The sequence below is a fragment of the Gemmatimonadota bacterium genome (assembly GCA_026705765.1).
Classification (GTDB): Bacteria; Latescibacterota; UBA2968; order UBA2968; family UBA2968; genus VXRD01.
Window position 1 is genome coordinate 103,728 of the sequence record JAPPAB010000054.1, and the last position, 21,841, is coordinate 125,568.

Genomic DNA, 21,841 nt, shown 5'->3' on the forward strand with positions numbered 1-21,841 from the left:
GTTCATCTGTGGTTGCTTTTTATGCCCAAATCTTTCTTTACACAGCGCGTTCTCAATATTCAGGCTTCTGCGACGGTATCGGCTTTTGCCAGGGCAGGAGAACTGAGACGACAGGGCGTTGATCTCATTTCTCTCGTTGCAGGGGAACCCGATTTTGAGACCCCTGAACATATAAGAGATGCTGCGATTCGGGCTATTAATGCGGGCCATACGCGATATACCAATCCCGCGTCGGGCATTTTCGAACTCAAAGACGCGATATGCGACAAGTTTGAGCGCGACAATAATTTGCATTATGTTCCCCCACAAATTATCGTGACGTGTGGGGCAAAACAAACGATCTTTGATGCTATTATCGCTTTGATAGAGGAGGGGGATGAGGCCGTTATTCCCGCTCCTTATTGGACGAGTTATGCCGATCAGGTGCGCTTAATGGGTGGCAATCCGATCATTGTGCCTACTACGCAAGATTCGGATTTTTGCATGACGGCACAGCAACTCCAGGATGCCATTACTTCGAGAACAAAATTTGTGCTCTTAAACAGTCCCTGTAATCCCACGGGAAGTGTTTATACTCGTGAGAACCTGAATGCATTGGCCGATGTGATTGCGGGTGCTAATATTTATGTGATTGCCGATGAAATCTACGAAAAGCTTCTCTACGGAGATGCCGAGCATGTGTCTATTGCCGCTTTGTTGCCCGAGTTGGCAGATAAAACGCTGACTGTCAATGGGGTATCAAAATCCTATGCGATGACCGGATGGCGCGTTGGGTATGGCGCAGGTCCCCAGAATTTGATTGACCTTATGATTAAGGTGCAGACTCAGGAGACCACGAATACGTGTTCGATTTCCCAATACGCCGCGCTGGAGGCTCTTACAGGACCCCAAGATTGTGTCGAAGTGATGCGGCGTGCTTATGTTAAACGACGCAATCAAATTGTTTCTCGTCTCAATCAGATGCCGAGCGTATCTTGCAATATGCCCCGGGGCGCGTTTTATGTTTTTCCCGATATCTCTGAATACATTGGCAAGTCGTCATCTTGCGGGCGTATTGACAGCGATGTCGAGCTTTGCAATTTTCTGCTTGAAGAAGCGCGTGTTGCCTGCGTTCCCGGCACGGGTTTTGGAGCGCCGGGGTATCTGCGGTTTTCGTATGCTGCGTCACCCGAGCATATCGCCCGGGGCATGGACCGCATTGAAGCGGCTTTGACCGCACTTTTATAAAGGACGATCATTCATGAGCGACCGATCTTATCTCGATTTTGAACAGCCACTGGCCGAGTTGGAGGAGAAAATCGCCGCGCTTCGGAAACGAGCCAAAGCGGAAGGTCTGGATGTTACTGATGCAATTGAAGTTCTCGAGAAACGCCACGCGAAACTCGAACGCGAGATTTTTCGCAATCTCACGCGATGGCAAAAATACCAGCTGTCGCGCCACCCTCAGCGGCCTTATTCGCTGGACTATATCGACCGTATAACGTCTGATTTTATTGAACTACATGGGGATCGTTGTAGTGGAAATGATCAGGCGATTGTCGGGGGATTGGCGTATTTTGAAGGCCAACCCATCGTCGTTATCGGGCAACAAAAAGGGCGCAATACACGCGAGAATCTCAAGCGCAATTTTGGCCTTCCCCATCCTGAAGGATATCGCAAAGCCCTGAGGTTGATGCAATTGGCTGCCAAATTTGGTCGGCCCGTGCTTTGTATGATCGATACGCCGGGCGCGTTTCCAGGACTGGCCTCGGAACAGCGAAGCATATCAGAAGCCATTGCTCGTAACCTTTTTGAGATGGCACGGCTACCTGTTCCCATTGTCGTTGCTATTATAGGTGAGGGTGCGAGCGGGGGGGCACTGGGTATTGGGGTGGGAGACCAAATACTCATGCTCGAAAATGCCTGGTATTCCGTGATCAATCCCGAGTCCTGTTCGCTCATTCTCTGGCGCAACCGCGACAAACGCACCGAAGCCGCAGAAGCCATGAAAATTTCGGCTGATGATCTCCTGGACCTCGGTGTCATTGACAGCATTGTGCCAGAGCCTTATGGGGGAGCACATCGCAACTTTGATCTGGTCGCGCAAAATCTCAAAGAAGCCGTTTCAGACGCTTTTGCAGAGATTGTTAAAATACCCGCTGAAAATCTTCCAAAATTGCGGGTTGAAAAATTCAATCGGATGGGGATTTGGGAAGAATCTCATAGATAGCGAGATCGTACATTCAGCCCGAATATCCGTGCGAGAAAATCCCGTAAAATTTTTTTTAGATAGCAATGTTATTAAGTTTCAAGACCTTATTTCAATCACTCAAAAAAAAACGACATTAAAGGGCAATTTAGTAGTTGACGAGCGGACTTTCACTATATATATTCTATGTGTGCATCGGAAGAAATTTCTGATGTATCTTTATATTTTTAATATGGTTATAGGTATTTTTATATTAGGTGGATGGAGGTTGCTCTAACCTTCCAGCCCTGAATTGGTCCAGGAGGAATTTGGGTTGGCCTTTAACGGTCAAACTATGGTATTACCGGGGGAGATAATACTATGGTACTGGCCGACAACTGAAGAAACCACATCCCTATTTTGGTGCACCCCAATCAGCGAAGGTTGATGGGAAAGACCCCTTCATCCACCTCAACAAAAAAGCGATCCTATTTGGATCGCTTTTTTCTTTGTTTTTGCCCAACAATGCCTAAGGTTCATTATTCTTTATCCACGGCACGATATCGATGTGTCCGCGATCTATTCTCACCGCGATTGCACCCGAATGATCGGTTCGCCAAATTTGTATCCCCATCTCGTGAAAGCGCTGCACAACTTCTGGCGAAGGATGCCGAAACTTATTGTTTTTTCCGCATGATATGGCCGCAACGCTGGGATTGACACCCGCGAGAAACTCGGGTGTCGAAGAAGTGCGCGAGCCGTGGTGCGCTGCTTTGAGGATATCTGAGCGCAGGCGAGGTCCCCAGCGCATCAGGTCGCCATCTGTCTCGTGCTCTATGTCTCCGGTCAATAATATCGATGTTCCCCGATAGACGATTCGAATGACGACCGAACCGTTGTTCACGCCATCAGGTGCCGGTCCCGAGTTGGAAACATAAGCCGGTGTCGGATGCAGTACCAAACCGCCAATACCCACCAGACTATCTCCCGCAGCCACAGTATGATATTTGATGCCTTGTGTCTTTACGACCTCTTGAAGCCGTTTGCCTGTAAAAGAATTGACGTGCTGTCCCGCATCGAGATAATGACCTACCGACATTTGTTCCAAAACGGAGATCAGGCCGCCAATATGATCGGCATGTGGATGAGATCCAACCACGACATCGATGTGGTCAATACTCTGACTTTTGAGAAATGGCAGAATCACGCGTTTTCCCATGTCGGTGTATTGCGTGCGAATACCACCATCGACCAGGAGTGTTAGCCCATTCGGGTATTTGCAAAAAATAGCGTCGCCCTGACCGACATCGAGAAAATAGACTTCAAGGGCTGACTCTGTTTGCCAGATATTTTTCCAAATCCCGATATTTGCCAGAACAAGGGCGATTATGAGACAATAGGTACTCCAGAGGCGTCTGGCAGTCGGGTGAATCAGAGGTATCAGGACCAGATAAATTGCAAAGATAACCCAGGAAGGACGCGCTATTTCAAAGGCAGCCCACTCTGGTTCGGCCATAAATTCTGTACATTTGATTGCCGTGCTCAAAATGAGCCAATTCGCGGCGTTTAATACCGTCGCTATGGGTTCCCAACAGGCGAAAGCCAATACCGTCAGGAGTCCCAGTCCAACGCCAATACCTATGAGCGGTACGACAATTAAATTTGCAATCAAGCCAATGATCGATACCAGCCCAAAATATGCCACAATAAAGGGAAGGGTCGTTGCTTGAGCAGCGAGAGAAACAGCCAGCGGCCCTGCGATACAGGTATCGTACCATCCCTTTTTTCGGGGCAACAAATCGCGCAGTGGCCGATAAAAGATTAAAATGCCGCCTGTGGCTACAAATGATAGTTGAAAACCCACATCGAATAAATCCTGTGGTCGAGCGATTAACAACCCCAAACCCGCTATGCCCAGGATGTTTCCACCGTCTATATCGCGTTGTCCCACCAGGCCCAGGAGTGCCACACAGCCCATTGTCGAAGCGCGCACGACTGAAGGTGGCAACCCGGTTATCAGCGCGTAAAATACCAGCGCGCAGATTGTCAATGCAGCAGTGATACCTCGCCCGATTCCCAGTATCTTTAGCGAGAAAAATACAGCTCCAGCAATCAATCCCACGTGAAGTCCAGACACCGCTAAGACGTGATTGACACCCGTTTGCGTGAATGCGGTTTTGACTTCTTCGGGCACGGCGTGCTTTGCACCCAAAAGCACCCCTTTTAAGAGGCCAGCAGGCCCGCCGGAAAGGTTCTGCTCAATTGCCTGGCGAATGAGATTTCTGACGGGTAATACGATCTGCGCCCACCAGTCATCTTTTTCCCGTTGATGTGCAAGAATCTGAGAGGGCTTTTGCACCGTGCCCAGAGCATCTATGCCCCTTCGCTTCAGGAATTCTCGGTAATCAAATGCGCCCGGATTTCGCGGGGGATCCGGTTGATAAAGCTGGATTTGCAATTGCATTCGATCCCTGTAGGTGGGTAATGCAGTGTCCGCTTTAAACCTGATTAGTGCCCTGCCACTTACAGCGCGTACCGTGTCCTGGACGACGAGTTGAAGTACGTCAAAGACGATGCGATAATCGCCGTTGATGTTTTCGGGGTCCGATGAGACCAGTCCCTCGACTTCGACAAGTGTGCGGTCTGCAGGTAAGAACTGGGCAAAGTGATCTACAGCGCGTTCCAGGCTCTGCGCGCTTCTCAATGTACCCAGCAAAATGAGAAGGCTCGCAAAAAGGATGCTCATTTTTCCCTTATTCCATTGCCACCAAAGCCCCGCGCCACAAATGCAAATAACACCAAAGGCACAGAGCATGGTGGGGACTGGGAACACCCCAATATACCTGTGTAAGCCGATTCCCAAAGCAAAGTACAGCGCAGTCCACAATGCGGGTCTTCTCATGATTTTTCCTTTCTCGAACCCGTATTGTGGCAATTTTCGTGCCATCTCTCATGGCGTGCTTATTTCGCTATTTGTGGAAAGAATTGTTCACTTGTCTGAAAAAAATGTTTCCCCCTTTTCGTCATTGACTTTACCCATGTGAGATGGTATATTTGCAAAACTATTCGAAACTGAGTTTTAACTGTATGCTTTTTGTGGGCGTTGGGATCGTTCTCTCTTCGCGTTTGGTGCGGGCCGTTATCATGCAGATTCGCCTGACGCTCGAATACGATGGAACCGACTTTAAGGGCTGGCAAATTCAGCCCGACCAGCGCACGGTCCAAGGCGACCTTCAGGCACGCCTTGAGCAACTCTATGGTGCACCGATCCCGGTTACGGCGTCTGGTCGCACAGATGCGGGCGTTCACGCACTCGGGCAGGTTGTCAATTTCACGCCCACGCGCGATATTTCGCTCGATCGTCTGCAGCACGCGCTCAATGGCATGTTGCCGCCCGATGTTGCCGTCAAGAGGGCCGATTATGTCGGTCTTGACTTTCACGCGCGTTTTGATGCCCAGCGCCGCCATTATTTTTATCGCATCCGATATAATAAACAGCCCATCGGCCGGCACTATGCGTGGTATATACGTCGCAAACTCGACCTGGATGTGATAAAACGGGCGAGCGAAACTCTCATTGGTCGGCATGACTTCACGTCCTTTTGCGTGGCGGCCGATGAAAAAGAAAATCGAGTCTGTCAGGTCTATACCTGCGATTGGCAACAGCAGGGTGACGAACTCACATTTCATATTTCCGGTGATCGCTTTTTACGCGCAATGGTGCGCAGTATCGTTGGCACCCTCGTAGAAATGGGCCGAGGGGCGCGACCAGCCGAATCTATGCGCGATATTCTCTGTGCTCGCAACCGCCAAAGTGCCGGAGAATCCGCTCCTGCCCAGGGCTTGTTTCTCGAAAGGGTGATTTACGACGATGAACTCCCGTGAGGATGAGTGCCGTGAAGCACCCTCTGCTGATTTTGCTATTGGGCCTGTGCATTGGCCTGGCATTATTTCCCTTGCTCAATCGGTCTTCGTCCAACACGAGCGCGGTGAGCACAAGTATTGAGACGTCGCGCCGAAATGCCATTGTTCGAGCGATTGAAAATGTGGCGCCAGCAGTCGTTAGCATCAATACGGTTTACGATCGGGATTATCCCCGATATCCCGATCGTTTTTTTGAACCCTTTGAGCCTTTTTCCGACAGGCAGCGGATTCCCGGAGTTGGCTCGGGGTTCGTGATTCAGACCGATGGTTATATTCTGACCAGCAGCCATGTTGTCGATGGTGCTCAGGAAATTTTTGTAATCTTTCCCGACGGTCGTCGCTTTGATGTTCTCGACGTTTTTATAGATCGCCAATGGGACCTCGCAGTTGTGCAGATTGATGCCGATAGCCTCTATGTCCCCGAGATTGGGACATCTGAGAGCGTTATTATTGGCGAATGGGCGATCGCGCTTGGAAATCCTTTTGGCTTGCACTTTGAAGATCTCAATCCCACCGTTACGGTTGGTGTTATCAGTGCAGTAGATCGCATTGTTCGTCCGGAACAAAATGAACGCGCCTACAAAGGCATGATTCAAACGGATGCTTCAATTAACCCGGGCAACAGCGGCGGCCCTCTGGTGAATAGTCTCGGTCGCGTTATTGGCGTTAATTCATTTATTTTTTCACAGGGCGGGTCGTTGGGTATCGGTTTTGCCGTGCCTATTGACCGCGCAATCCAGGTGGCCTGTCAGCTCATTGACCAGGGTAGTCGCGAGTTCTGGACCGGGCTGGATATTCACAATCTCAACTCGCACATTGCTCGCACCCTGGGGGTTCAGACACTGAAAGGTGTTTTGATTACCGTCGTTGATCCCCTCAGCCCGGGTGAAAGCGCTGGTTTGTTGCCTGGCGATGTGATTGTGATGGTCAACGATAAACATACAAGTAGTGCAGATGATGTCGTAGATGCTTTTCGGTACGCGGCTGTTGGCGATATATTTAATCTCAAAATTATGCGTGGTCGGGGAGGCCGCGTATTTGATACCCAACTCGTCTTAGAAGCCGACCCGCGCAACGAGTAATCCCCGATTGGAGTCGTGTCAATGAATGTGAATGCCAAAGCAGCCGTGCCCAGCCTGTTTACCATTAGCAGTTTGTTTTGTGGTTTTTTATCTATGTATTACGCTGTGAATGGGCGTTTTATCGGTGCAGCTCTCCTCATCGTTATTGCGGGATTTCTCGATGCGTGCGATGGAAAAGTTGCGCGGTATCTCCATACGTCCAGCAACTTTGGCGTCCAATTTGACTCCATTGTCGATGTGTGCTCTTTTGGCGTGGCGCCGGCCCTGCTGATGCTGTACTATCTCGATACCTTGCTGGTCATTCGCTGGTTGCCTTTTGGCGTCTGCTTTTTGTTTCTTCTGTGTGGTGCTCTGAGGCTGGCGCGTTTCAACGCACTATTAAAGGGTTTTGACAAAGAGAATTTCTCCGGTCTCCCGATTCCAACGGCAGCGGGTACTCTGGCCGCATATATTCTTTTTACAGAACGGGTGTGGCAGAGTAGCACTCATGCGCCTCATATTGCCATCGCCCTGTGTGTTGTGCTCTCATTTCTCATGATCAGCACAATTGAGTACAGTGCGTTTTCGAGGTTGTCTATGGAAACAAGACGCGACCGCGTTCGCTTGATTTTTCTACTATGTATTATTGTGCTCATGTTTTTTTATACTTATGAAGTATTCTTTCCCATGGCACTTGCCATTTCCTTATCTGGTCTGTTCAGATGGTTGTATTACACGATTACAGACCGCGAAGTGGCAGATGTACGGGACTAAAAATTCACTTTTTTTAAAGCGTGATTATGAGGCGAAAAAGTCTGGGAATTCTCCTTGTTGCGATCTTTATTGGCATTCTTGCTGGCAACGTGGTTGGCCAGGTCCTTGCTGTTATTTTTGATGGCCTCGGCCTGGAAAATAATGTGGCAGAAAAAGTGCTTATCGAATCTTATGTCTATAAGCTCAATCCCATTGAGATCAACTTGATTGTTATGACCCTTACATTTGGTTTTTCGCTCAGCTTCAATGTGTTGAGCTTTCTCGGTATAGGAATAGCCTGGTACTACGTCAAGTATTCCTATTGAGTTATTTCAGGAGGTGTGACATGTTCGGCATGGGACCTTGGGAAATCGTATTGATTCTGGTCGTTGTCCTGCTGGTGTTTGGTGCAAAACGCATTCCCGAAATTGCCCAGTCTCTCGGCAAGGGCATTACCGAATTTAAGCGCGGCGTAAGGGATGTTCAGACGGAGATAGAAAATAACGTCAATACTGCTCCGCCTCCCGAACCACAACCCACACAGACCACACAGACAACATCGGGTACAGAAACAAAATCGTAATCTGGAGGCAGGGTGGCTGACGATTCTGTTTTTTCCGCCCAAACAGCGCGGGAGCTTGTACAGGGCATTCGCACGGGTACGCACACAGCCCGCGAAATAACGGAAGAGATTCTCGCGCATATCCAAAATACAAATCCCGATATCAATGCCTTCATCACCATTGATGAAGAAGGCGCGCTCAAAGCTGCCGATGTTGTCGATCAAAAGGCCGCAGAGGGTCAGGTCCTTGGCCCTCTTGCAGGCATTCCGATTGCCCTGAAAGATGTGTTGTGTACCAAAGGGCTGCGCACGACCTGTGCTTCAAAAATTCTCGATAATTTTATCCCGCCTTATGATGCAACCGTTGTTTCCCGTCTGCGTCAGGCCGATGCAATCATCCTGGGCAAACTCAATATGGATGAGTTTGCCATGGGCTCTTCCAGCGAAAATTCCCATTTTGGTGCGGTCAAAAATCCACGCGATCAAACCCGTGTAACGGGTGGGTCCAGCGGCGGTTCTGCTGCTGCTGTTGCTGCCGGTCAGGCTCTTATGACTCTGGGGTCTGATACTGGAGGATCTGTTCGTTTGCCCGCATCTTTCTGCGGTGTGGTGGGGCTTAAACCCACTTATGGTCGCGTTTCTCGTTATGGCCTGATCGCTTACGCCTCTTCTCTCGACCAGATTGGTCCATTTGCGCGTACTGTCGAAGATGCGGCCACCCTGCTCGGCGTCATCGCCGGGCACGATTCTCGAGATTCTACCTCTGCTCATGTACCCGTGCCCAATTACCTTTTGGCCTGCCAAAGAGGCGTTGATGGTCTCACCATTGGCTTGCCGACAGAGTTTTTTGGCGAGGGCCTGCAAGCCGATGTTCGCGATGCCGTTATGCAAGGGGTTGAAATTCTGGAAGAAAATGGCGCGTCTATTCGCGAGGTTTCGCTGCCAACTGCTGGGCATCCCGCCTTTGCTATTGCCGCTTATTATATTGTTGCCACGGCTGAGGCATCGTCAAATTTGTCGCGTTACGATGGGGTGAAATACGGCTTCCGAGATGAGGCAGAAAACCTGATTGATATGTATGTTCAAACGCGCAGCAAGGGTTTTGGCGCAGAGGTCAAGCGTCGCATTATGCTGGGGACTTATGCGCTGAGTGCGGGGTATTACGATGCGTATTATCGCAAGGCGCAACAGGTGCGCACGCTTATTCGTCGAGATTTTGACCGCGCGTTTGAATCCTGCGATCTCCTCGCTTCGCCCGTATCGCCTACTCCGGCATTTAAGCTGGGTGAAAAACTCGACGATCCGCTCCAGATGTATCTTTCCGATATTTATACTGTTTCTGTGAATCTCGCGGGGATTCCCGGTATTTCGGTGCCTTGTGGTACATCGACCGAAGGCTTGCCCATAGGCTTGCAGTTGCTCGGCAATGCTTTTGCCGAGGAGACCATTTTGAGTGCGTCTGCGGTTGTTGAAAGAGGGTTGGCGTCATGAATTACGAGTCTGTCATCGGCCTGGAAGTGCATGCCCAACTTGCGACCACGACCAAAATTTTTTGCGGATGTAGTGCCGAATTTGGGGGGGATCCCAATACCCATGTCTGTCCGGTGTGTTTGGGCTTGCCGGGTGCGCTTCCCGTGTTGAATCAAAATGTTGTTGAACTGGCGATGCGCGTTGCACTATCTGCTGGTTGTACCATTCAACCGCGCAGCCGTTTTTTGCGGAAGAATTATTTTTATCCCGATCTGCCCAAGGGGTATCAGATTTCGCAGTTTCAATCGAATGAAGAAATGCCCCTGGCTACTGGTGGGGGTGTTGATGTGCCCACGGCTGATGGGGGTAGAAAGACCATTCGTCTTACGCGTATCCATATGGAAGAAGATGCTGGCAAGAGCATCCACCAGGAGGCTTTTGTGGCTGCAGGGGAGTCTCTCGTGGATGTCAATCGCTGTGGGGTGCCGCTTATCGAGATTGTGAGTGAGCCGGATCTTTCGACGTCGGAGGAAGCTTTTCACTATTTGACGAGTTTGCATCAATTGCTGGTGTACACGGGTGTTTCTGAAGGCGATATGGAAAAAGGACACATGCGGATCGATGCCAATGTGTCGATTCGGCCTGTTGGAGAAACTCGACTTGGTACTAAGGTTGAGATCAAAAATGTCAATTCTTTTCGCAATTGTCAGCGCGCTATCGAGTCCGAGATTCAGCGGCAGATTGATTTGCTCGAGACCGGCGGTGAGATTGAGCAGGCGACGATGCTCTACGATCCCGATCGCAATATTTTGCGGGCTATGCGTACAAAAGAGGAGTCGGACGATTATCGCTATTTTCCCGATCCGGATCTGGTTCCCCTTGTCGTAGATGATGCCTGGGTTGAGCGCGTTCAGAGCCAGATTCCAGAGTTGCCAGAGGACAAACGCGAGCGGTTTGCAGAGGTTTACGATATTTCCGGCGATCAGATTGATGTACTTACCGCGGAACGAGATATTGCCGATTATTTTGAAGCCGCGGTTGCGGCGGGTGTGCAGAGCAGACTTGCGGCCATTTGGATACAGGGCGATGTGATGCGCGTTCTGAATGATCGGAAGATCGCGATTGGCGATTTGCGCGTTTCAGCCGAACTCCTTGCGGAGTTGATTGGTTTGATCGATAAGGGCGATATCAGTACCAGTATCGCGCGAACGGTTTTCGACGATATGGTGGAGACAGGGGATAGTCCTGCGGCTATTGTTGAGAAGAAGGGGCTTGTGCAGATTAGCGATGCGGGTGAACTCGATGGCGTGATCGACCAGATTATTGCCGATAATCCCGAGGAGGTTGAGCGTTTTAAAGGCGGCGACCAAAAGCTTATGGGGTTCTTTATGGGACAGCTTATGAGAGCCACAAAAGGCCAGGCCAATCCCCAAAAAGCCAGTCAGTTGTTGAGGGAGAAATTGAGTTGATATAAATCTTAGAAAGGTACTGAAAATGGCTCATTCAAATGTCTCTACAAGCGCAACAAAAGTTGCAGATTTAACAATTGATGAGTTTAGAGAGCTCGTGCAAGAAGTTGTCATACAAACGCTCTCAGAAATGATGGTCGACCCCGATGAGGGGCTGGAATTGCGCGATGACTTCGTCGAAGAACTTAAGCAATCCATTGCTGATGTGAAAGCTGGTAAAACTGTACCTGCACAGAAAGTCGCTGAAAGACTGGGGCTGACCTGGTGATGTATGGGGTAGAATTTAAGTCCAATGCCGAATCCGATTTAGGCCGTTTGGATGCGCCAATAGCACAGCGTGTGCTTACAAGACTGCGATGGTTAGCCGAGAATTTTGACGCGATTAGACCCGAAGCACTTAGGGGAGAATGGAGGGGTATGTTCAAGTTGCGAGTTGGCGATTATCGCGTCCTCTATACCTTTAATCGGACAAAACGAGAGATTGTTGTTCACTATGCCAGGCATCGTCGTGAAGTGTACAGAGATTAGATATGCTGGCTGATGAGTTGTTCACTAAAACGGGTCAATTCCATATAAATGCCATCATGTTCTTCTTTAACCGCGCAGCCAGGCACCTTCTTTGAATCTCTCGTCTAACCGCCTGCCAAGTTTCCTCACAATATCCGGGTTTTCACGGGCGATATTGTTCAGTTCATTGGGATCATTTTCCAGGTCGTAAAGCTCATTGATATCGTTGTTGTTTTCGATCAGTTTGTGTGTTTTCGTGCGGATCAACCTGAAATTACGAATTTGGCTCACCGATTCTGTGCGGTGATCATTCGTCTCGCCTCTCAAAACGGGTCCCAGTGATTTTGCGTCGATATTTTCCTGTGGTGGCAACCCGGCCCATTCGCAGATCGTGGCGTTGGTATCGATCAGTTCTACTGGTTCTGCCGATACCCTGCCGCCTTCAATGCCAGGTCCAGCCACAATAAGCGGTACGCGCAACGAAGCCTCATAGGGCACGCTTTTGCCGTAAAGCCCGTGGTCGCCGAGCATTTCACCGTGGTCGCTGGCAAAAATAATGTACGTATTGTCCATCATGCCCCGCTTTTCAACCGCGTCTAATATTTCGCCAATTTGAGCGTCAATCAGTTCGATGTACGCACAATATTGCCGGCGCGTCTTTAGAATCTCGGCCTCGGTTAGACCTTTTCTGCTGCTTTCAATATTTTTGGGTTTACCTTTGCTTGTCGCTGGAATCGGATCTGGCATCTCGGCGTTGCGATATCGTTCAGCATATTCAGTCGGGGGATCAAATGGGCTGTGTGGTCCCACAAAACTCACGAATAAATGCCAGGGGAAATCGTCTGGTATGTCTTCAATCCACTGCACAGATCGCTGTCCGATGTACGTATCTGCAAATGCTTCGGTCGGCAGTACCGAATCATGACACGAGGCGGGGCCACTTCGCGCCGAATAATCATCGACAAATGCATTGAGTAAGCCTTTTTCTTTTAAAAAATGATTGTAGGGTCCCTGGGGAATTCTGCCCCTGCCAGCATGGCTTTTGCCTTCGACTTCAACGGGATGCGTAAAGCCCCACATATACGTAGCTGGCCTATCTCCGTCGCGTCCATTGTACCCATCGGGTTTTGCCAGATCCAGTTTGCCCACGCAGCCTACGTAGTAATTGTGATCGCGTAGCCGTTGGTAATACGTTGTGGCTGTGCGTGGGAGAAAATTGTTGTTACCCAGTGCCCCCAGGCGAACGGGTTGTAGGCCGGATGCGACCGCAATGCGAGATGGCGCGCAAACCGGGCAATTTGTTATACATTGTGTAAACTGTATGCCGCGCTCGGCCAGCCGGTCCAGATTAGGTGTTTTGACAAAATCAGCGCCCATTGATCCCAGATAATCCCATCGGTGCTGGTCGTCCATGATATAGAGAATATTCGGTCGGTCCTGAGACATAGGTTCTCCATTTTTAGGTGTGTTGTCAGGGTTGGTTGAGTTCTGATACGGTGTCCAGGCTAAGGCCTCCGCGGATGAAGGTTTCCCAGCTGTGTACGGGGAGCTCTTTCAAGATATTCAGGAGATTTTTCCGGTTGATTTGAGGAACTTCATTCGGGCTCAATTTGACCAGGCGAATCAGCGCGTCCATGGCGAATCCGACGTCGATGACATTTTTGTCGGTTCGGACAATGTCTTTCAAGGTCTCGATTGTCGGTTCGAGTGTATTGCCGAGGATTTTGGCGCCGTGGGAACAGAGGATGACGATGGACCACAGGGCGTTTTCCCGGACGGTAGAGCGAACGGGATCAAAGCGGTCGAGGCCAAAATCGACGCCACTGCCTTCGCAGACGTCGCAGTCGTCGGTTGGGCGAACAAATTTGATGCTTCGTTTTTGTGCTTTGTCCATGCCAGGGCGGTTTTCTTCTCGGCTGAGGCTTTGTAAGAGCGCATCGATGCAAGCGGGGATTAGATCAGTGCCTTTACCGGTAGCTACTGCACGGCGTCCCAAACAGCCCAGGGTTCCCGCGGCTACAGAACGGACATAGACAGAGGAATCGTTGTGTAAGCAGGTGGTAACTGCGTCGAGTACGTCCTTTGTGAGATGGCTGGCATCGCCCAGGCCATAGACGCCTGCTTTGCGAATCCATTTGATGGGCGATCGGGTTGCTTCGATGAGTGTGTCTGTCGCGTCTGGTCCCACAGCGATCAGGCCGTATGTGGCTGCGCGTCGCACATTTTCGCGGTCGGTGTAGAGGGCGCGTCCGAGAAATTTGGTGGCCAATGCCGGGTCGCCAATTGAGGCGAGTTTGTAAGCTGCTCCAATTCGGACGGGTTCAGCTTCGTCGTATTTGGCGTGGAGTTGTTCGAATAGGGCTTTGGCTGCGCGCTCTTTTTCTGTTTGCGAGGCAGATTTTGATTCGGGACGCGGTGGCGGTGCCTGGCCGGTTTTGATCCAGTGATGATGATAGCGCCACACTTCGGTGGCATCGTCTGGTGCCTCGGAGAGGTTGACGCTGGTGATGGGGTCGATGCCGAGGTCGTTCATTGGTACAGCGGTTGTTAAACCGTTGGGGGATGGATCGGTAGTGCGATAGAGCCAGAAGCGCCACATAAAGCGCGGGTTGTCTTCCCAGGTGCGCCAGTCATCGCGCCGGTGGTTGCCTCTGTGGAAGGTGTTGTGCGAGTAGATGACCACGCTGCCTGCGCGGAGTGGGCCTGCTTCAAAGGGGAGTACGAGAGGCCATTGTGTGTCGGTGACGGCATCGCGCATGCGAATGTCGTGGGCGGTACGCTGGTTGACGATGTCTTCTATATCGTATTTGGATTGGGGACCGCTGACGTGTTCGCTTTGCATGTCGAAGAAGTAGGCAAAATCGAGGTGGTCTGCGCCCGCAAAGTTGTCGTGGTTTTCTTCGTGGTTAAAGGTCCAATATTGTGAGTAGGGGATGGTTGCTGTGGGCCCCATTTCTGCTTTGACGTCTTGAGGATAATACAGCATTTCCAGTTGGACGGCCTGATGATGGCGTTGTTTTCGACTGTTGTAGGGACCGTTGTCGTCTTTGTGCCAGTGTTGATCTCTGGGTCCGCTGGTAAAGACTGCGTTGTGGGTAAAGGGGACGATGGCCCAATTTTTACCTGCGAGTTGGTCACAGGCTGAGACGAGGCCGGGTGCGTTGAGGACTTCGAGTACGTCGGGGATGATGCCCGTTGTGACGCGTTTTTTTTCGCTTAAAGCCTTTTTTTCGTGATCGTAAACGCGTTTGTGGATTTCGGCAGGGATGCCCAGGTCTTCGGGAGCGAGTATGACTATGCCCCGGCTTGCAAAATCTGTGACCAGACGGTCGGGTGTGGTATATGTGAGGGGGGTAAAATCAGATGTTCGGGTGCGGAAACTCATGTTTCTGGTTCTCCTTTGGGATTGAGAGGGCGACTCAATAAGTTGATTTTTAGAGCATTTTCCGGTACTATGTCATTTATCATACAAAAATTTTATGTTTGGGTAAACAGCCTATTCTCACTTCTTATATGACTTCTCTAATCGTTTTTGTCAAAAATCCAATTCCCGGAGCGGTTAAGACCCGGTTGCAGACGCGCTATGCACCCGATCAGGTTGCGGCCCTGTACACCGCGTTTGTGCGCGATGTGCTGGAGCGGGCCGAAAGTATCGATGTTGATCGACGGGTGATCGCTTTTGATCCGTCCGATGCAAGGTCTGAGGTTTGCGCGCTTTTTGGTGGGGGGATGAAGGCGCTATGGGAGTTCGTTCCTCAGGTGCAGGATGATCTTGGTGTTCGTATGCGAGAAGCTCTTGTTCAAGAACTCGACGCTGGTGCATCGGCAGCCGTTCTCATTGGTACGGATATTCCCTCTCTTCCAGCCAGCCATATTACACAGGCATTCGATTTGCTGCGTGCAAAGGATGTTGTTTTAGGTCCGAGTATAGATGGTGGATACTATCTCGTTGGTGTTTCAAAATCTACGCCGGAGATTTTTGAGGATGTGGAATGGAGCACGCCCGGGGTTCTGGCGCAGACTATTGACCGCGTTCAGTGTGCTGGACATACGCTCGGTCTCGTTCCTCCCTGGTTTGATGTCGATACGCCCGATGAACTCGATCTTCTTCTCGCCCATGCGCGTGCGACAATACTCGCTACGGGCATAGATCCCTTACCGCATACCCATGTCTGTTTGTCGAACTTGACTTGATCTTTTTGGGCGCGTATCTTGCGCAGTCATCATTTCGAGATAGGAGTTCTGAATGATTATTCGCTACATTTTTGTGCTTTTCTTTGCTTTCTCTTGTCTGCATCCCGCAATCGCTCAGGAGCGCTATAAATTTGCTTTTGTCACGCATGGGGGACCGGGAAATCCATTCTGGAATGTCGTGATCAAGGGGATGGAAGATGCGGCCAGGCGCTATGATGTGGATGTGCAATGGCTGAGCAATCCCACATTTTCAATTGCGGATATGCCCAATTTCCTCGATGACGCTATTGCAAATAAGGTCAATGGTATTGGTATTACGTGTCCGGATCCCGAAGCTATCCGGGAGAGTGTTGTGCGCGCACACGCGGCGGGTATTCCCATTATTGTGCTCAATACGGCGGATCCCAATGCGGGGGGGGGTGATGCATTGCCCACGCAATTTTACGTGGGTGCCAGCGAGTATCTCGGCGGTCAGTCCAATGCAAGAGCTATTCTCGCGGAGGCGGAAAAGCGCGGGATAGCGGTTCAACGCGCCGTGTGTCCTATCCAGGAGCTCGGGCACAGTGGTCTCGAAGCGCGGTTTGCCGGGTTCTCGAGTATTTTTGAGGAGAGAGGTATTGTAGTTGATGGTTTGACCATATCTAACGATGTCGAGCAGTCTGCAGGCTTGTTGCGCGACTATTTTCTCGGGCATCCCGAAACCAATGCCATCGCCACCCTGGGACCACTGCCAGCTGATGCTTTTTATCTTTTTGTGGAGGAAGAGGGAAAAAAAGCTGGCGAAATTTTGCATGTTACCCACGATACGAGTACGTCTATATTTGACCATATTCGGAGGGGATATACGGTTCAGGCTGTCGATCAACAGCCCTATTTGCAGGGTTATCTGACTGTTTCTTTTTTGTATTTGAATAATGCCTATGGTCTTACGCTCGCACAGGATGTGCTCACAGGTCCGTTCGCCATCAATGCAACAAATGTTGACCGCATTGCCAGATTAGTGGCCGCAGGTTATAGATAGGATTTCTGTTGAAGCCTTATGACGCCATTCGCACCCGCCTTGCGCGCTCGCCAGAAGCCGGCGCCGCAGCGGGTTTTTCTGTTATATTTTTAGTTTTCGCACTCGCCACGCCAGATACATTTCTCTCCCATAGCGCGATTTCTTCCATTCTCAATAGTCAGGCCGTTCCGGGCATCCTCGCGATCGGTATTACGCTGTTGATGATTTCTGGAGAGTTTGACCTTTCAGTTGGTTCTATTCTGGGGGTGTCTTCTCTCGCATTTCTCTATGCAACCGTAAGTGGTGTACCTATTTTACTCGGGGCAGGAATTGGATTAGTTGTCGGCTGTTTGCTCGGTCTGATCAATGGGTTGCTTCTGGTATCCACGGGCATTCCCTCTTTTATTATTACGCTGGGGACGATGCTCGCTTATCGCGCTATTCCACTTACGGCTATTTCCGGTGGGCGCATTATTCGATATGCCGATTATTCGCGCGAGTCTCCGATTCTCGAAGTGCCCGGTCCAGTGGTTTTTATTTTGACGCTCGCACTTTTTTTTCTCGTTCTGTGGATAGCGCGGGATATCTGGCGGGCGAGAAATCAGTCCGTAAAGTCCAAAATCCTGGTTGCTGCAGCGCTTCTTTTTGTCGCTTATCTCGTCATTGAGGCACTTTTACCCCATCCTTTGATGCCGGTTAAAATTGATTTTTTTTACGCGCTCAATGGACGCATTGAACCGGGGAACTACCGCACTGGCATTCTGTGGTGGATAGGGCTGACCGCGGTTTTTGCGATTATTTTGAGTCAGTCTCGTTTTGGCAATGCTGTTTTTGCCACGGGGGGCAATGCCCAGGCGGCGCGTTTGCAGGGTATTCGGATTGACCGCGTGCGCGTGACCAATTTTGTCATTTCGGGATTTCTCGCTGCGCTCGCGGGTATTATTCAGGTCGCACGACTCAAGAGCGTCGATCCGTTGCGCGGTACGGGGCTGGAACTCGAGGTTATCGCCGCGGTTGTCATTGGTGGCACGCTGCTTACAGGGGGGTATGGCAGTTTGATCGGTTCGGCTATTGGCACTGCGCTGACCGGTATGTTGCGCACGGGGCTTGTTCTTATGCAGGTTCCCTCCAATGCTTTTCGGGGTGCTATTGGTGCTATTATGATTGTGGCTGTTGTGATTAACAATTTTGTGCGGAAAGAACGCTGAGGATACATGTGGCTTTGCTCGAACTCAAAAATATCGGTCGGCGCTTTGGGCATATTGTCGCGCTGAAAGGCGTTGATTTCACGCTTGAGGATGGCGAAGTTCTCGCGCTTTTAGGCGATAATGGGGCGGGCAAATCTACGCTGATTAAGGTGATTACGGGTGTTTATCCGCCGAGTGAAGGCGATATGTATTTTGGGGATGAGGTCATTCGGTTCGACTCGCCACAGGATGCCCGAGATTTGGGGATTGAGACCGTTTATCAGGACCTCGCGCTTGTGCCGAGTATGAGCATTGCGCGCAATTTTTATCTGGGGAGAGAACTCGTTAAGCGGGTCGGTCCGTTTGCGCTTTTCGATCAGGCGGCGATGGATACAGGCGCGGCCGCGGCGCTGGGTGAGATAGGTATTCACATTCGCAATGCGAGCGAATCCGTTGCCCGTCTTTCCGGTGGCGAGCGACAATCGATTGCCATAGCCCGCGCCCTTCACTTTGGGTCTCGCGTGCTCATTCTCGATGAACCGACTTCTGCGCTTTCTGTTGGCGAAACGCGCAAGGTGCTGGGCTATATTGCGGCTGCTAAAGAAAAAGGGTTAGGAGTTATTTTTATTACGCATAATATTACCCATGTGTTTGAGGTTGCTGATCGGGCAACTATTCTCAGCCACGGCGAAAAGGTCGGCGATTTTCCGATCTGCGATGTCACGCAGGACGATGTCGCAGCTATGGTGATGGGGCAGGGTATTCCCGAACATCTTTTAACTTTATGTCCAAACCACTCGAAACGACAGTAGAATCCACTGAGCGCAAAGTCGATCTTTCGCTAACAGGGAAGATCCTCGGGATGACCTTACCCGTTGCTGGGGGAGGCATGATCGAGACGGCTGTGCATATGGCGCAACTCTTTATGATCGGGAAGCTCGGTCCCGTAGCCCTTTCTGCGGTGGGTATTGCTCAGGTGTTTACGCGCGTGCTCTTCACTGCGATGATGTCCATTTCGAGAGGCGCGCTGACGATGGTCGCACAGGCGATTGGCGCAGATTCTATGCGCGAAGCCAGTGCAGCGGCGAAGCAGGCGTTTTCCCTGCTTTTTTTGTTTAGTATCGCTTTTGGCCTGGGTAGTTTGGTTCTTTCGCCTTTTTTGATTCCGATGATGACCTCCGATTCCGAGGTGGCGGCTCTGGGTACGCCGTATTTACAGGTTTTCTTTTTGGGCGTTCCCTTTATGACGCTGAATCGCGCGATTGCGAGTTGCTTTCAGGGTGCTGGGGATACGCGTACGCCTTTCTATCTGAGTTTGATCAGTAGTAGTATTCAAATTGTAATGTGTTTTCTTCTTATTTTTGGTCACTGGGGTTTGCCGAAAATGGGCGTTGTGGGGGCTGCTGTGGGCGGTCTTTTGGGGCGCAGTGCGGCAACTTTAATCGGGCTTGGGTGTCTTTATAGCGGGCGTTTTGCGCTCACGCTTTTGCCCGATACATCTTACCGATTTAACTGGGATGTTGCGCGTCGCATCCTCAAGATTGGCGTACCCTCTGGTCTGCAAGGCATATTGCGCAATGGCTCAGGTGTGGTTTATCTCAAACTCATTGCCATGTCCACATTATCTACAACTGCGGTTGCGGCGTATGCTATTGGGGGTCAGGTAGAACACATTTTGCGGCGAACCGGGTTGGCTTTTGGCACGGTTGCAACAGCTATGGTAGGGCAGCATTTGGGGGCGAAAGAGCCCGCTGGTGCAGAGCGCCACGGTTGGACTATTCTCTTTATTTCAGTTGTGACCAATATTGCCCTGTCGCTGCCCGCCGTGGTGTTTGCCGGAGTTTTTATGTCGGTATTTACGGATGCACAAGAGGTGATCAGTACCGGTGTCATTTACCTTTATGCGATGGTCGTTGCCGAACCATTTTTGTGTGCCTCCAATACGAGTAGCGGGAGTCTCAGAGGTGCTGGCGATACGATGCCTCCGATGTATTATACCCTGATTGCCCAGTGGCTCGTTCGCCTGCCCGTCGCTTATGTTCTGGGGTTTACGCTTGGGTTTGATATTGAAGGTATATGGGTCGCGCTTATTGTTTACAGTATTGTACAGGGTGTACTTACCGTTCGCAAATTCGCCCAGGGCCATTGGAAAAAGCATCAGATTTAATTTTTCACTTATATACTTTTAGTATATCGCGATAAAATTTTTCAGCCCGGGTTGATGGCCAGCACGTCATCTGTCTGGCAGAGAGGGTGAGGTCAATTGGTTTTAAAAGTTCTCCAGGTATTGACCAGTTTTCTTGATTTTCTCTGGTTATCGTTTTTGTTGTTAGCGCCTATGCTAATGCTGGGGCTATTTCTTTCTGGCTTGATTCACGTATTTATCTCGCGTGAAGCTATTTTGCGGTGGTTGCGTGAGGATAGCTTGAAATCCGTAAGCACAAGTGCTGCCGTCGGCGTGCCGGTGCCGCTTTGCAGTTGCTCGGTTGTGCCAGTAGTTGCCGAGATGCGCAATAAGGGCGCGTCCCGTTCGTCCTGTATGTCTTTTCTGATCACGGCGCCGGAAACAGGTGCGGATTCGATTCTGGTCACGAACGCATTTTTTGGATTTATTGTCGCTATTGTCAGGCCCATCATCAGTTTTATTACCGCTGTCGTCGCCGGTATTTTTTGTATTGGTCTCATACGAGATGATCGCGACGAGACTGAGAGGAGCGATCGCAGTCGTGACCGTGGTCAAGACTGCGATCATGAATGTGACCACGACCATGGGCACGAACCTCTGGTGTCTGGAAGCGATGATTGCTACGTTAGTCCCTCACAACTGAAGACGTTATTTTTTGGTTGGGTGAGGAAGGTCAAGCACGACAAACGCGATATGGTTCGGGCCAACGACAAACAAATTTCTGAGGACGATTTGACTTTTAAAAAAGTCGTCAGGCATATTTTTCGCTATGGCTTTGTAGAAATAGCGGACGATATTCTGTTTGCGTTGATCGTGGGCATCGCGCTGGGAGGCGTGATCTATCTGGCGATTCCGAGCGATCTGATGTCAAATGCGTATGCGCGCTGGTTGTCCTACCCCGTTATGGTGCTGGTTGGTGTACCTCTCTATATCTGTGCGTCCGCGAGTACTCCGATAGCCGCCGCGCTAGTCGCCAAGGGGTTTAGTCCTGGCGCGGCGATGATTTTTCTGATGACTGGACCGGCGACCAATACGGGCACTATTGCGATTATTGTCAGCCAGTTCGGCACGCGCTTTGCATCCATCTATGTCTCATCGGTGATCGCAGTTACTGTCGTGCTGGGCATTGCGGTTGATCTTCTGCTTCTCGCCCTCGGCGTGACGATTCCCGTGTACCTTGGTCCCTCGGAGTCAGAGACCATTCAACTCATCCAATGGGGCAGTGCTTTTGCCATGATTGCCCTGATTGTTTGGCGATTCCGCGCAGGTGCTTTTAAGAGTGGCTATGAGGATATGTTGTTCAATATCCGCCCTCTGTTCAAACTGTGATATCTATAATCAATCCAGATCATTTGAGTTTTT

At 50.5% G+C, this 21,841-nt stretch carries 20 protein-coding genes; 17 read left to right on the top strand and 3 right to left on the bottom strand.

Annotation, left to right across the window (positions count from 1 at the left end; genetic code table 11):
* Positions 1-21: 21 nt before the first annotated feature.
* Both OXH16_06875 and OXH16_06880 read left to right on the top strand, forming a co-directional pair.
* On the top strand, positions 22-1,227 hold the full coding sequence (locus OXH16_06875) for a pyridoxal phosphate-dependent aminotransferase (protein ID MCY3681101.1): 1,206 nt from the start codon (positions 22-24) through the stop codon (positions 1,225-1,227).
* Positions 1,228-1,240: 13 nt separating this feature from the next.
* The gene (locus tag OXH16_06880) at positions 1,241-2,209 is read left to right on the top strand and encodes an acetyl-CoA carboxylase carboxyltransferase subunit alpha (protein MCY3681102.1); all 969 of its coding nucleotides are present in this window, start codon (positions 1,241-1,243) and stop codon (positions 2,207-2,209) included.
* A 487-nt stretch (positions 2,210-2,696) separates the two neighbouring features.
* Here the strand turns inward: OXH16_06880 and OXH16_06885 are convergent, their stop codons facing one another.
* The gene (locus OXH16_06885; protein ID MCY3681103.1) at positions 2,697-4,982 is read right to left on the bottom strand and encodes a DNA internalization-related competence protein ComEC/Rec2; all 2,286 of its coding nucleotides are present in this window, start codon (positions 4,980-4,982) and stop codon (positions 2,697-2,699) included.
* 329 nt (positions 4,983-5,311) lie between these two features.
* Between OXH16_06885 and truA the strand changes: the two genes are divergently transcribed.
* From truA to OXH16_06930, 9 genes are read left to right on the top strand one after another with little or no spacing between them, the layout of a single operon-like run.
* Positions 5,312-6,052, top strand: coding sequence for a tRNA pseudouridine(38-40) synthase TruA (truA, locus tag OXH16_06890; protein ID MCY3681104.1), 741 nt, complete (start codon positions 5,312-5,314; stop codon positions 6,050-6,052).
* Between the two features lie 11 nt (positions 6,053-6,063).
* The gene (locus OXH16_06895; protein ID MCY3681105.1) at positions 6,064-7,173 is read left to right on the top strand and encodes a trypsin-like peptidase domain-containing protein; all 1,110 of its coding nucleotides are present in this window, start codon (positions 6,064-6,066) and stop codon (positions 7,171-7,173) included.
* Between the two features lie 21 nt (positions 7,174-7,194).
* On the top strand, positions 7,195-7,926 hold the full coding sequence (gene pssA, locus OXH16_06900; protein MCY3681106.1) for a CDP-diacylglycerol--serine O-phosphatidyltransferase: 732 nt from the start codon (positions 7,195-7,197) through the stop codon (positions 7,924-7,926).
* A gap of 26 nt (positions 7,927-7,952) precedes the next feature.
* Positions 7,953-8,231: a DUF4321 domain-containing protein gene (locus OXH16_06905; GenBank protein MCY3681107.1), complete on the top strand. Its 279-nt coding sequence runs from the start codon at positions 7,953-7,955 to the stop codon at positions 8,229-8,231.
* 20 nt (positions 8,232-8,251) lie between these two features.
* Positions 8,252-8,488, top strand: a complete 237-nt coding sequence (locus tag OXH16_06910) for a twin-arginine translocase TatA/TatE family subunit (GenBank protein ID MCY3681108.1) — start codon at positions 8,252-8,254, stop codon at positions 8,486-8,488.
* Positions 8,489-8,500: 12 nt separating this feature from the next.
* On the top strand, positions 8,501-9,958 hold the full coding sequence (gatA, locus tag OXH16_06915) for an Asp-tRNA(Asn)/Glu-tRNA(Gln) amidotransferase subunit GatA (protein MCY3681109.1): 1,458 nt from the start codon (positions 8,501-8,503) through the stop codon (positions 9,956-9,958).
* The gene (gene gatB, locus OXH16_06920; protein ID MCY3681110.1) at positions 9,955-11,406 is read left to right on the top strand and encodes an Asp-tRNA(Asn)/Glu-tRNA(Gln) amidotransferase subunit GatB; all 1,452 of its coding nucleotides are present in this window, start codon (positions 9,955-9,957) and stop codon (positions 11,404-11,406) included. Before gatA ends, gatB begins: the two co-directional genes overlap by 4 nt.
* 25 nt (positions 11,407-11,431) lie before the next feature.
* Positions 11,432-11,674: a hypothetical protein gene (locus tag OXH16_06925; protein MCY3681111.1), complete on the top strand. Its 243-nt coding sequence runs from the start codon at positions 11,432-11,434 to the stop codon at positions 11,672-11,674.
* Positions 11,674-11,934, top strand: coding sequence for a type II toxin-antitoxin system RelE/ParE family toxin (locus tag OXH16_06930; GenBank protein ID MCY3681112.1), 261 nt, complete (start codon positions 11,674-11,676; stop codon positions 11,932-11,934). The genes OXH16_06925 and OXH16_06930 overlap by 1 nt, the downstream gene beginning before the upstream one ends.
* Positions 11,935-12,000: 66 nt before the next feature.
* On the opposite strand, the gene OXH16_06935 is transcribed toward OXH16_06930, so the two are convergent.
* Complete coding sequence (locus OXH16_06935) at positions 12,001-13,359, bottom strand: sulfatase-like hydrolase/transferase (protein MCY3681113.1); 1,359 nt, start codon at positions 13,357-13,359, stop codon at positions 12,001-12,003.
* Positions 13,360-13,384: 25 nt separating this feature from the next.
* Positions 13,385-15,298, bottom strand: coding sequence for a HEAT repeat domain-containing protein (locus OXH16_06940; protein ID MCY3681114.1), 1,914 nt, complete (start codon positions 15,296-15,298; stop codon positions 13,385-13,387).
* 128 nt (positions 15,299-15,426) lie between these two features.
* Here OXH16_06940 and OXH16_06945 point away from each other — a divergent pair, with 128 nt between their 5' ends.
* The 6 genes from OXH16_06945 to OXH16_06970 all read left to right on the top strand — a co-directional run bounded on the left by OXH16_06945 (position 15,427) and on the right by OXH16_06970 (position 21,808).
* Positions 15,427-16,107 (top strand): TIGR04282 family arsenosugar biosynthesis glycosyltransferase, encoded by a 681-nt coding sequence (locus tag OXH16_06945; protein MCY3681115.1) that lies wholly within the window; start codon positions 15,427-15,429, stop codon positions 16,105-16,107.
* 52 nt (positions 16,108-16,159) lie between these two features.
* Complete coding sequence (locus OXH16_06950; GenBank protein ID MCY3681116.1) at positions 16,160-17,128, top strand: substrate-binding domain-containing protein; 969 nt, start codon at positions 16,160-16,162, stop codon at positions 17,126-17,128.
* A gap of 8 nt (positions 17,129-17,136) precedes the next feature.
* Positions 17,137-18,315, top strand: a complete 1,179-nt coding sequence (locus OXH16_06955) for an ABC transporter permease (protein MCY3681117.1) — start codon at positions 17,137-17,139, stop codon at positions 18,313-18,315.
* An 8-nt stretch (positions 18,316-18,323) separates the two neighbouring features.
* Positions 18,324-19,106, top strand: a complete 783-nt coding sequence (locus tag OXH16_06960) for an ATP-binding cassette domain-containing protein (protein MCY3681118.1) — start codon at positions 18,324-18,326, stop codon at positions 19,104-19,106.
* Complete coding sequence (locus tag OXH16_06965) at positions 19,079-20,461, top strand: MATE family efflux transporter (protein ID MCY3681119.1); 1,383 nt, start codon at positions 19,079-19,081, stop codon at positions 20,459-20,461. The genes OXH16_06960 and OXH16_06965 overlap by 28 nt, the downstream gene beginning before the upstream one ends.
* A 120-nt stretch (positions 20,462-20,581) precedes the next feature.
* Positions 20,582-21,808, top strand: coding sequence for an SO_0444 family Cu/Zn efflux transporter (locus tag OXH16_06970; protein ID MCY3681120.1), 1,227 nt, complete (start codon positions 20,582-20,584; stop codon positions 21,806-21,808).
* Positions 21,809-21,841 lie beyond the last annotated feature (33 nt).

Excerpts from the sequence above, each read along its gene's own strand:
- OXH16_06910 (MCY3681108.1), top strand. The coding sequence starts at position 8,252 with ATGTTCGGCATGGGACCTTGGGAAATCGTATTGATTCTGGTCGTTGTC.
- OXH16_06940 (MCY3681114.1), bottom strand. The coding sequence starts at position 15,298 with ATGAGTTTCCGCACCCGAACATCTGATTTTACCCCCCTCACATATACC.
- OXH16_06935 (MCY3681113.1), bottom strand. The coding sequence starts at position 13,359 with ATGTCTCAGGACCGACCGAATATTCTCTATATCATGGACGACCAGCAC.
- OXH16_06905 (MCY3681107.1), top strand. The coding sequence starts at position 7,953 with ATGAGGCGAAAAAGTCTGGGAATTCTCCTTGTTGCGATCTTTATTGGC.
- OXH16_06950 (MCY3681116.1), top strand. The coding sequence starts at position 16,160 with ATGATTATTCGCTACATTTTTGTGCTTTTCTTTGCTTTCTCTTGTCTG.
- OXH16_06965 (MCY3681119.1), top strand. The coding sequence starts at position 19,079 with ATGTCCAAACCACTCGAAACGACAGTAGAATCCACTGAGCGCAAAGTC.
- OXH16_06945 (MCY3681115.1), top strand. The coding sequence starts at position 15,427 with ATGACTTCTCTAATCGTTTTTGTCAAAAATCCAATTCCCGGAGCGGTT.
- OXH16_06875 (MCY3681101.1), top strand. The coding sequence starts at position 22 with ATGCCCAAATCTTTCTTTACACAGCGCGTTCTCAATATTCAGGCTTCT.
- OXH16_06930 (MCY3681112.1), top strand. The coding sequence starts at position 11,674 with ATGTATGGGGTAGAATTTAAGTCCAATGCCGAATCCGATTTAGGCCGT.
- OXH16_06880 (MCY3681102.1), top strand. The coding sequence starts at position 1,241 with ATGAGCGACCGATCTTATCTCGATTTTGAACAGCCACTGGCCGAGTTG.
- OXH16_06885 (MCY3681103.1), bottom strand. The coding sequence starts at position 4,982 with ATGCTCTGTGCCTTTGGTGTTATTTGCATTTGTGGCGCGGGGCTTTGG.
- OXH16_06925 (MCY3681111.1), top strand. The coding sequence starts at position 11,432 with ATGGCTCATTCAAATGTCTCTACAAGCGCAACAAAAGTTGCAGATTTA.
- gatB (MCY3681110.1), top strand. The coding sequence starts at position 9,955 with ATGAATTACGAGTCTGTCATCGGCCTGGAAGTGCATGCCCAACTTGCG.
- truA (MCY3681104.1), top strand. The coding sequence starts at position 5,312 with ATGCAGATTCGCCTGACGCTCGAATACGATGGAACCGACTTTAAGGGC.
- pssA (MCY3681106.1), top strand. The coding sequence starts at position 7,195 with ATGAATGTGAATGCCAAAGCAGCCGTGCCCAGCCTGTTTACCATTAGC.